This is a genomic window from Faecalibacterium sp. (assembly GCF_052358865.1).
GTDB lineage: Bacteria > Bacillota > Clostridia > Oscillospirales > Ruminococcaceae > Faecalibacterium > Faecalibacterium butyricigenerans.
This window is the reverse complement of the sequence record NZ_DAWCVJ010000086.1, coordinates 1-9838: the sequence shown is the minus strand read 5'-3', so window position 1 is coordinate 9838 and position 9838 is coordinate 1. Positions and strand designations below refer to the sequence as shown.

The 9838-nt window shown below is 60.6% G+C and carries 11 protein-coding genes; all 11 read right to left on the bottom strand.

The features are described 5' to 3' along the window. Positions 1-32 precede the first annotated feature (32 nt). Entirely contained in the window at positions 33-206 is a 174-nt protein-coding gene (locus tag ACT8X9_RS11445; protein WP_444269069.1) for a hypothetical protein, read from the bottom strand. Then, positions 206-1021 carry an ABC transporter permease gene (locus ACT8X9_RS11440; protein WP_412591059.1) on the bottom strand — a complete coding sequence of 272 codons (816 nt, stop codon included), beginning with the start codon at positions 1019-1021 and terminating at the stop codon, positions 206-208. The genes ACT8X9_RS11445 and ACT8X9_RS11440 overlap by 1 nt, the downstream gene beginning before the upstream one ends. A gap of 6 nt (positions 1022-1027) precedes the next feature. Beyond that, entirely contained in the window at positions 1028-2074 is a 1047-nt protein-coding gene (gene potA / locus ACT8X9_RS11435; RefSeq protein ID WP_227619975.1) for a spermidine/putrescine ABC transporter ATP-binding protein, read from the bottom strand. A 304-nt stretch (positions 2075-2378) separates the two neighbouring features. Continuing rightward, entirely contained in the window at positions 2379-3329 is a 951-nt protein-coding gene (locus ACT8X9_RS11430) for a DUF4340 domain-containing protein (protein ID WP_444269068.1), read from the bottom strand. A 13-nt stretch (positions 3330-3342) separates the two neighbouring features. Further along, positions 3343-4788 (bottom strand): Gldg family protein, encoded by a 1446-nt coding sequence (locus ACT8X9_RS11425; protein WP_444269067.1) that lies wholly within the window; start codon positions 4786-4788, stop codon positions 3343-3345. Positions 4789-4802: 14 nt separating this feature from the next. After that, entirely contained in the window at positions 4803-5675 is an 873-nt protein-coding gene (locus ACT8X9_RS11420) for an ABC transporter permease (protein ID WP_227619978.1), read from the bottom strand. A gap of 2 nt (positions 5676-5677) precedes the next feature. Next, positions 5678-6403 carry an ABC transporter ATP-binding protein gene (locus tag ACT8X9_RS11415; RefSeq protein WP_368670596.1) on the bottom strand — a complete coding sequence of 242 codons (726 nt, stop codon included), beginning with the start codon at positions 6401-6403 and terminating at the stop codon, positions 5678-5680. Positions 6404-6608: 205 nt separating this feature from the next. Continuing rightward, a complete protein-coding gene (rpmE, locus tag ACT8X9_RS11410) occupies positions 6609-6809 on the bottom strand; it encodes a 50S ribosomal protein L31 (RefSeq protein ID WP_005937210.1) in 201 nt (66 codons plus the stop codon). Positions 6810-7191: 382 nt separating this feature from the next. Beyond that, positions 7192-7680 carry a hypothetical protein gene (locus ACT8X9_RS11405; protein WP_444269066.1) on the bottom strand — a complete coding sequence of 163 codons (489 nt, stop codon included), beginning with the start codon at positions 7678-7680 and terminating at the stop codon, positions 7192-7194. A 125-nt stretch (positions 7681-7805) separates the two neighbouring features. Further along, the gene (locus ACT8X9_RS11400; RefSeq protein WP_444269065.1) at positions 7806-9077 is read right to left on the bottom strand and encodes a sensor histidine kinase; all 1272 of its coding nucleotides are present in this window, start codon (positions 9075-9077) and stop codon (positions 7806-7808) included. After that, the coding region (locus ACT8X9_RS11395; RefSeq protein WP_444269064.1) for a LytR/AlgR family response regulator transcription factor at positions 9077-9838 on the bottom strand (762 nt) is incomplete at its 5' end. The genes ACT8X9_RS11400 and ACT8X9_RS11395, both read right to left, overlap by 1 nt.

The window sequence follows — 9838 nt, the reverse complement described above, 5'->3', positions numbered from 1 at the left end:
ACTTCCAGCGAGACCCTCAGCGCGGGCAGAAGCTACGCATTGGGGAATAGGCTGGTGTACCACTTGAGGGTAAAGCCGGTGAAGAGCGAGTAGCCCTTGCTCTGGTTGAAGCTGAACACGATCATATACGCGATGGGCAGGTACATGAAGCAGAAGAACAGGATGACATAGGCGCGCTGCATCAGACGCAGATGTTTCGTTTTCATCAGGACACACCCTCCATCTCATCCTCGTCGAAGCTGGACGTGAAGCTCATGCAGAGCAGCACGATGATCATCAGCACGAGGCTCATGGCAGAGCCGACGTTGAGGTTGTAGCTGTTGCCGAGGAACTGCATCTCGATCAGGTCGCCGATGAGCAGGTTGGAGCCGCCGCCCAGCATACGGCTGATGACGAAGGTGGATACCGCCGGGACGAACACCATCGTGATGCCGGTGCTGATGCCGGGCACGCTCATGGGGATGAGCACCCGCAGCAGGGTCTTGGTGGTGGAAGCCCCCAGATCCTGCGCCGCCTCCACGATGCTCTGGTCGATCTTGGTCATGCTGGTGTAGAGGGGCAGGATCATATAGGGCACATAGTTGTACACCATGCCCAGCACCACAGCGCCGGAGGTGTTCAGCATGGTGTAGGGTCCGAGGCCGAACACGCCCAGCACCGCATTCACGGGGCCGTTGACGCTCAGCAGGCCCATCCATGCATAGGTGCGCAGCAGGAAGTTCATCCACATGGGCAGCATCACCAGCATCAGCATGATGTGCTGCTTGTTGACGCGCAGCCGGGAGAGGAAGTACCCCACCGGGAACGCGAGGACAAGGCAGACGACCGTGGCGATGAGGGCCAGCAGCAGGCTCCGGGCAAACACCGAACCATAGCCGCTGATGCCCACCAGATTGTCCAGCGTAAAGCTGCCGCTGGCATCGGTCAGGGCGTAGTACACCACGATGAACAAGGGCACCACTGTGAACAGCACCATCCATACAAAGTACGGATAGGCCAGCTTCTTATCGTAAATCTTCATGCAGCCTCACCCCTCTGAACGCGCCATGATGTGGATCTCGTTGGGGCCGATGCGCATACCGATGGTCTCACCGGGCGTGCAGGCGCGGGTGGAGTGGATGAGCCACTCACGGCCCTCGCACTCGACGTGCATCTCGAAGTGGACGCCCTTGAAGATGACGTCGTTGACGACGCCCACCAGCTGGCCCTCCACCGGGGAGACCACCTCGATGTCCTCGGGACGGACGACCACCTGCACGCTCTGCTCCCGGGAAAAGCCGCGGTCCACGCAGGGGAAATCCACGCCCGAGAAGGAGACGAGGAAGTCGCGGTGCATCACGCCGTCCACGATGTTGGAGTCGCCGATAAAGTCTGCCACGAAAGCATTCTTCGGCTCATTGTAGATGTCCTCGGGGGTGCCGATCTGCTGCACCTTGCCGCCGTTCATGACGACGACGGTGTCGGACATGGTCAGGGCCTCTTCCTGATCGTGGGTGACGTAGATGAAGGTGATGTTCATCTCGCGCTGCAGACGCTTCAGCTCCAGCTGCATCTCCTTGCGCAGCTTGAGGTCCAGTGCGCCCAGAGGCTCGTCCAGAAGCAGGATCTCCGGCTCGTTGACCAGACTGCGTGCGATGGCCACGCGCTGCTGCTGGCCGCCGGACATCTGGCCGATGCTGCGGCGCTCGAAGCCTTTCAGGCCCACGACCTCCAGCATATCCCGCACCTTGCGGCGGATGGTCTCTTCGTCCATCTTCTTGAGGCGGAGGCCGAAGGCTACATTCTCGAAGACGTTCAGATGGGGGAACAGCGCGTACTTCTGAAACACGGTGTTCACCGGACGCTTGTAGGGCGGCACGCCCGTGATGTCCTCGCCCTTCAGCAGCACCTTGCCGGAGGTCGGCTCCAGAAAGCCTGCGATGAGGCGGAGGGTGGTGGTTTTGCCGCAGCCGGAGGGTCCCAGCAGCGTCACAAACTCTTTGTCATGGATGTCGAGATTCAGCCCATCCAGAATGCGCTGACCATCAAAGTCCACTACGATGTCTCGCAGTGAAACGATCACCGAGTTGTTCATTTTTTTCCTATATCCTCCTTGTAACTCAGATACGAAAAAAGAAGGGGTCTTTCGCCCCATCCCTCTTTCGCACTAGGGTGACTTTTCCCCGCACAACATCCATGACGACCGTAACATTGCGCAGTTATTCTGCCCTTTCTTGTCTATCTTAAACAATCTTTGTCAAAATGTCAATCGCTCTGCTGATGTTTGCCGAAACTTTGACCTGCATCCATCCATCTCTCGCTGCAACAAAAAAAGCTCTCCCAAAAGGAGAGCCGGCGCGTGGGCGCCTGAGCGGGCAGGGATGCTGCCCGGGAAAAGCCTATTTTAACTGCTCTGCGGTCTGACAGAGTGCCGCCACGGTCTGGCCGTCCACGGTGTAGACCGAGTCGTCCCCCGACACCATCATGTAATAGCCGTCGGTGCCGATGGCGTAGGTCAGGACAGCCGTGCCATCTGCTGTCGTCACCTCCGCCGTCACCAGCGGGTCATCGAAGCCGCAGGCGGAGGAGTCTGCGGCGGTGTCCTGCCCGGTGACATAGCTGGCCAGCGCGGCCAGCAGGGCATCCGTCTTGTCGGCATCCAGTGCAATATCCGGCGCATCTGCGAGCCGCCAGACGGTCTGATAGGCTGTGCTGTCGGCCCCGGTGGGCTGAGAGACTGCCTGCAGACTGACCACCTCGCCGCTCTGGAGGGTATAGCGCAGGGCCTCGATGTCCGAGACGGTGATGCCCGCCGGGCTGAACGCCCCGAACAGCCCGGCTTTGGTCTGTTCCATGCAGCGGAACTTGGCCGCGTCCACGGTGTAGACCGCGTCCTCCCCGTTCCGGCGGACGTAGACGTCGCCGGTGACAGGGTTCTCAGCCCCTACCGTGAGGGTGGTGCGCTCCCCCGCCGCCGTCACATTCACGACAAGCCGGGGCGCATCGAAGCCGTAGTCCTCACCGGGCTGTGCCTCGAGCTGGCGCTTTGCCCTCATGTCTGCCAGCGCGGTGCGGATGGTGTCGCAGGCAGAGTCGTCCAGATGGTAGTCCGGGTCCTCGGCCAGCGTCCACCCATCGCCGGGCAGAAGGGTCAGGGTCTCTCCTTCATACTGGACTGCCACCTGTTCCAGCGTGTCTCCGGTCACGTCCAGCAGGGGGATGCTCCCGTCCTTAGCCTCGCTGGCGGCCTGTTCGGCTTTCCGGTTCGCGTGGGTCAGCAGGGCCAGCGCCGCCCCGGCGGCGAGGACGAGCGCCAGCAGGAACGCAAGGGTGCGCTGTTTTGCTTTCATCGCCCTACCCCCTTTATCTGCGGCGGCGCAGCAGTACGACCACTGCACCCACGGCCAGCACAGCCGCCGGAAGGATGAGGACGAACACCAGCCCCAGCGCGGCGGCGGTGTGGTTCGGGATGGTGATGGGCGCAGCCTCCAGCGCCTTGGACTCCACGAGGGTCGTCCCCTCCTGCCCGGCCAGAGCGGCCGCACAGCCCTGTAAGAAGGTCACGTTGCCGGGGACGGTCTGGTAGACGGCCTCGTTGTCCATATTGCCGCAGTTGACCCAGATGACCTCAGCGCCGGTGGCGTTGTTGGAGGCGTAAGCCGCCAGCGTGAAGGGGCCGTCGGGGTCGCCCTCCTCCTGCCCGGCGGTGGTCATCTCGTAGCCTGCCGTCTTGCTGTAGGAGCTTTCCGAGCTGACCAGCAGAGGCTCGGAGGTGACGCCCTCCGTCTCGGTGAGGGTGATGCCCTGCGCCATCTGAAGCAGCACCCGGCGGCTGGTGTCGATGCCGTCCAGTGTGCCGCTCCCGGTGTCTTCGGCGTAATCGGGCAGCAGATAGTAGGGGTAGCCGCTCAGGGAGTGGCCGCTGTCCCCCTCCACCACAAGGCCCGGCGTCCGGCTCAGGCCAAACTCTGCCATCAGGGCGTCGAGGTTTGGGGTGGAGTAGTAGCTGTCGGTGGTGAGCATCAGGCGTCCGCCGCTTTTCAGATAGGCGCGGAGGGCCGACATCTCATCCACGAGACTGCCCGCCGTGGCAAAGTCCTGCTGCGGGGTGTTGACGATGAGCAGGTCGCAGTCGTCAGGGATGGCATCCGTCAGCAGGTCGAGGGGGCTGACCGCGAGGTTCTGACCCTCCAAGGCGTCGATGAGGGTGTCCGTCAGGGCCTGCTCGCCGTGGTTGGTGGTGTAGTAGGTATGGAGCGTCTCGCCGCTGGTGACGCGGTAGATGGCAGCGGTGAGCTTGTTTTCGCCTCCGAAGGTCACGCTGTAGCTGCCGGTGGCGTAGTAGTCGGAGTAGTCGTAATCGTAGAGGTCCGATGCTTCCAGCACGACGCTCTTCTCCCCCGAGACGAGGATGAGGCTGCCGTTCTCCGCCGACTGAACGCCATACTGGGCTGCAAAGGTCGGGTAAACAGCAGGGTCTTTCCGCTCCCACCGGATGTGGCTGCTCTCGGAGGCGTAGCGGTCCAGCAGCTTTGTGAGGATGGCGTCCTCGCTGCCCGTCTCGGCCAGATAATAGATGTTCACATCCTGCGTAAGGCCCCGGGCGATCTCCTTGGAGCTGTCGCTGAGGGAGTAAAGCCCCGCCTCCGAAAGGTCGAACTCGGTGTACTTCGCCGGGACAGCCCGGACGATGAGGTTGAGCAGGACAGCCAGCAGGATGGCCAGCACGGTGAAAGAGGCGGCGTATATGCCGCTTTTCAGGCGGAGGCGCTCCAGCGGGCCTGCGCTCTTTTTCTCGAATTTTTTCATGGTCAGTCCCCCTTTCAGTTCCAGCGGCGCTTCTCGATGCCCTGCGCCGTAAAGAAGAGGAAGAGCACCGCTGTCGTCAGATAATAGACCAGCGTGGGGATGGAGAAGCTGTTGTTGACGAACTCTTCAAAGGGCGCAAAGAGGCAGAGGGCGCTCAGCACGGCGCTGAAGGCCTCGGTGAGCCATGTGCTGCGCAGGAGGAACAGCGCGCTCAGACCGGCACAGAGGGCCGCGAACACAAAGCAGCCCAGCGTAAAGCTCCGGGTGCGCAGACCCAGTGCAAGGGATGCCCCCGCCGACAGGGCCGTAAAGACCACCAGTGCCACCGCGCTGCCCGCGTTGAACATACTGCGGAGGCTGGGCATCATATAGGCCAGCAGCAGGGCCGAAAAGCCCATGACCGCCGCGATGATCTGGTTCTCTGTGAGGCCGGAGCAGAACTCACAGACCGCGATGGCCGCACAGCCCAGCAGAAAATAGCACAGCAGCGCAGCAAAATTCGCGCCGCAGGCCGAGGCCGTGCTGCCCAGCAGCCAGAGCACCACGATCATGACACCGTCGGCCAGACAGGGCAGCGCGAATACGGTGCAGAGAGCCAGATACTTGCCCGCTACGATGCCCCACACCGATACCGGGCTGGTGAGGAGCAGCTGGTCGGTGCGGGCACGGCGCTCCTCGGCCAGCGAGCGCATGGCCAGCACCGGAAAATAGAGCAGAAGCATAAAAATGGTGCGGTAAAGCGTATAATAGCCGAAATCCGTCAGGCCGTAGCCAAGGTTCAGCGCCAGGAAATAGATGCCGGAGGCCGCCAGCAGAAAGGCTGTGAGCACATAGCCCATCATGCCGTGGAAAAAGCTGCGCAGCTCCCTCTTGTAGATGGCAAACATCGTCAGTCCTCCTTTTTGTCCGAAGCCGCTTCCGGAGCCGTCAGCGCAAGGAAAAGCTCTTCCAGATCCCGCTGCTCTTCCGTAAGGTCCACCACAGCGGCCAGATGCCCCTGCGACAGGATGAGTGCCTTATCGCAGACGGCCTTCACCTCGCTGAGGATGTGGCTGGACAGGATGACCGTGTGGGTGCGGCCCAGCTCCCGGATGAGGCGGCGCAGCTCGATGACCTGCGCCGGGTCGAGGCCCACCGTCGGCTCGTCCAGAATGATGAGCTTCGGGCTGCCCAGCAGCGCCTGTGCCACGCCTACCCGCTGGCGGTAGCCCTTCGACAGGCTGCGGATGAGTCGGGGCAGGACGTCTTCCAGCCCGGTGCGGCGGGCGGCAGACTGCACCTGTGCGGGGCGGTCAGCTTTCTTCACGCCCTTCAGCTCCGCGGCAAAGTCGAGATACTCGGCCACCGTCATCTCCGGGTAGAGGGGCGGCTGTTCCGGCAGGTAGCCCACGCAGGCCTTGGCGGCGTCGGCTTCCTCGGGCAGCGGGTGGCCCGCTACCGTCACCTGCCCTTCGGTGGCAGCGAGATACCCGGTGAGGATGTTCATGATGGTAGATTTGCCTGCGCCGTTCGGGCCAAGCAGGCCGTAGATGACGCCATCCTCCACCGTGAAGGACACATCGTCCACGGCGAGGCGGCTGCCGTAGCGCTTCGTAAGGTGAGATACTTCTATCACAAAAAACGCTCCTTTTTTCAAGAAGTTATTGGGAATGTCTGCATCATTCTAGCCCGAAAATGTGTCAGAAATAAGGTAAACCTGTGTGTGTTTCCAAATATTGCTTTTCTTGCGCTGTTTCGGCATTTTCTGCGCCCGGACGCAAAAAAGAGCGCCGCTCCCCGCAAGGGGAACGACGCTCTTGGATGACCAGTAATCGATGCAATTACTTACGGCCGAAGCGCTTGTTGAAGCGCTCAACACGTCCGCCGGAGTCAACCAGCTTCTGCTTACCAGTGTAGAAAGGATGGCACTTGGAGCAAACTTCGACGTGGATCTCGGGCTTGGTGGAACGAGTCTTGATGACGTTGCCGCAAGCGCAGGTGATGGTGCAGTCAACGTAGTTCGGATGGATACCCTGTTTCATTCTTTTCACCTCATTTCTGGTTCTGACTTATTGGGGCCATATTTAATGTATGTGCCCATCACAACCTTCAATATCGGCTACCCCCTCGAGCGGCCTTGGAAACGATTGCTTTAATATTATAGCACTCTCCGAAAAAAATGCAAGAGGTGATTTGAGATTTTCTTCCCTTTTTTCAGAAAAGTCCTTCTCTCCCCAGCTTTTTCGATAAGAAAACAGACCCGGCAGCATTTGCCGGGCCTGTCTCTGATTCCTCCAGCCTTGTCCGGGGTGGGCATCCCGGCTCCCGCAGGGCAAGCTGCCTTTCCGCTGAAAGCAGCCAACGAAGCCGGAAACCCGGACAAGGCTTATCTACATCGCATCCGAAAGACACGATGAAACAAATTTACTGGACAAAGTAAATGCCGTCGGCACCCTCCACATCCGAGATGGCGACCATGAGCAGCTCGTCCTCGTCCGTCCAGGTAAAGATGCAGGCGTAGCGCAGCTCCTCGCCGTTGTAGTCGAAGATGACGCCCACGCTGCCGTCGTCGAGATACTGGTAAGTGCCGTTCAGCGTGCCGCCGCCCTGGATCATCTTTGCGCCGCCTGCGGCATCAAAGGTGAACTGCAGCGTACCGCCGTATGCCGCCAGAGACTCGTCCATCTCGGCCTGAGTCATCTCGCCGCCGTCGATGTAGCCGCCGGCAAACGACCAGACCGTGTTGCTCATGTCCGGCGTGTCTGCCTGCGGAAGCTCCCACAAAGAGTTTTCCTCTTCCAGCACAGCTGCCGTAGGGGCCGCATCCACAGAGATGGCCGGCGCGGCCAGCACCGGTGTCGAAAGCGAGGCCAGAAGTGCCGCGCTGAGTGCAAAAGAAGTGATACGTTTCATAAAACTTTTCCTCCTTGTGCGATATTCGGAGAGCACATTTTGTCTGGTTCCAGTATACTCTTTTCTGCCCCTGCGGCGGGCAGTCTGACACGATTCGCCCCAAAACTGCTCTCAATCGACCCGGTTCACAAGGAAACGCGGAGAATGAAGCGCCCCTCCTGCACCGAAAAGTCCGAAAGCCCCTTGTACTTTTCTACGATGGCGCAGATGCTGCGCACACCGATGCCGTGTCCTTCGGCGTGGGTCACCGGCAGGCCGTTTTCAAACTGTATCCCCTCCGGACAGGGATTGACGAACTGCAAAAAGAGATGCCCGTTCTTTTCCCGGGCAGTAACTTCAATGTATACAGGGCCATTCTCCGCTTTCATCCTGCGGCAGGCCCGGAGCGCATTTTCCAGCGCATTGGAGAGCAGCACGCAGAGATCCGTTTCCGCCACGGAGATGAGCTGCGGGATATGAGCCTGAATGTTGAGCGGCACACCGCAGCTCTCCGACCGGCCTGCAAAGGACGAGAAGATGAGGTTCGCAGCCTCGTTCTCGCAGTAGATCGTCACCTTGCTGGCCTCTATCTCGGAGCAGATGCTCTGGATGTACTCCTGCGCCTGCTCTCCCCTGCCGTTCTCGATGCAGGCGGAGATGTATTGCAGATGGTGGCGCAGGTCGTGGCGGTAGGCGCGGGTCTGCTGCTGGGAGGTGCGCAGGGCCTCGATCTCCCGCACCGCCTGACCGACCTGCAGCTTGAGGTTGTTCCGGGTCTGCTCGAGCTGGCCGCGGGCGCTCTCCTCCGCCGAGAACCGGAAGATGAAAACGATATACATCACGCTGCTCACAAAGAACATGAACTCCACCGCTGCCTGATTGCCGTCGGCGAGGAGACTCGTATAGATACGGGTCACATAGTCAGAAAGGTAGCCTGCCAGCGGCACCACGCCGAACTGCAGCTGCATAGAGCGCGGATAATGGGCAAAGCTGCGGGCCGACGGCGCGACATAGCGCAGCAGGGCGGCCAGAAGCGGCAATGTGACCAGCATCTCAATGGCAGGCTGCAGCCAGTCGGCGGGGGTCGGCATCAGCGCGACCACCAGAAGCGCCGCCCAGCGCCGGAGCTGACAGCACAGATATGCCGCCAGCACCGAGATGGTGGGCCAGAGCCAATCTCCGCTGAGGACGCCGAGGATGACAGCAAGGGGCAGATGGGTCGTAAAGGGATACAGCTCCTGCATCGCATCCCAGCTCGCCCCGAAGGTGATGGCCCCCTGCAGCAGGAGGATGGCTGCGGAGCCAACCGCCAATATAATGCAGTTCTTCTTCGTCCAGCTGATGTCACAGAACGCTGCCGAGAGCACGATGCCGAACAGGGCCACGACGATGCCGTTCGGCACGGTAAGCACGTTCACTACATGACCACCTGCTTTCGGTCAAAAATATAGCTCAGGTAGCGGTTTTTCAGCTCCGAATATTTTCCGTGGGGCACCGGCACCTCGGCTCCGTCCTGCATCGTGATGGAGCGGGCTGCGATGTTGGCGATGTACTCCATATTGATGAGGAAGGAGCGGTGGGGGCGGAGGAAGTTCGGGTAGGGCACGAGCTGATCGCAGAGGTCGTCCAGCCGGCCCATGCTCTCCAGCACGACCCCGCTGTTCAGGTGGAAGGTGAGCGTCCTGCCCATCACCTCGCAGTAGACCAGCTTTTCCAGCTCCACCCGGACGATGCCGCTCTTGCTGCGGAGGATGAGGCTGTGGGTCTGCTCTTTGCTGCAGGCGGCACAGGCCGAGTCCATCAGGCGGAAAAAGTCCTCCTGCCGGATGGGCTTGAGCTGGTAATACCACGCATCCACCGCATAGGACTCCACCGCAAACTCCGGGCTTGCGGTGAGGAAGATGATCTTTACGTTGGTGTCGTGCTCCCGAACCTCCCGGGCCGCCGTCATCCCGTTCTCGCCCGGCATCAGAATATCCAGCAGCATGATGTCGAAGCGTTCGCCCTTCTCGATGTCTGCCATCAGCTCCACCGAGCTTTGGTAGGATGTATGGACAAATTCCTGCCCACGGGCAGCGGCATATTCATTCAGCAGCTCTTGCAGCTGCGCGATCTCTGGGGTTTCGTCGTCACAGAATGCGATATTCAGCATAGGGGGATTTACACAGGCCCTTCTGTT

Excerpts from the sequence above, each read along its gene's own strand:
- ACT8X9_RS11445 (WP_444269069.1), bottom strand. The coding sequence starts at position 206 with ATGAAAACGAAACATCTGCGTCTGATGCAGCGCGCCTATGTCATCCTG.
- ACT8X9_RS11440 (WP_412591059.1), bottom strand. The coding sequence starts at position 1,021 with ATGAAGATTTACGATAAGAAGCTGGCCTATCCGTACTTTGTATGGATG.
- potA (WP_227619975.1), bottom strand. The coding sequence starts at position 2,074 with ATGAACAACTCGGTGATCGTTTCACTGCGAGACATCGTAGTGGACTTT.
- ACT8X9_RS11430 (WP_444269068.1), bottom strand. The coding sequence starts at position 3,329 with ATGAAAGCAAAACAGCGCACCCTTGCGTTCCTGCTGGCGCTCGTCCTC.
- ACT8X9_RS11425 (WP_444269067.1), bottom strand. The coding sequence starts at position 4,788 with ATGAAAAAATTCGAGAAAAAGAGCGCAGGCCCGCTGGAGCGCCTCCGC.
- ACT8X9_RS11420 (WP_227619978.1), bottom strand. The coding sequence starts at position 5,675 with ATGTTTGCCATCTACAAGAGGGAGCTGCGCAGCTTTTTCCACGGCATG.
- rpmE (WP_005937210.1), bottom strand. The coding sequence starts at position 6,809 with ATGAAACAGGGTATCCATCCGAACTACGTTGACTGCACCATCACCTGC.
- ACT8X9_RS11405 (WP_444269066.1), bottom strand. The coding sequence starts at position 7,680 with ATGAAACGTATCACTTCTTTTGCACTCAGCGCGGCACTTCTGGCCTCG.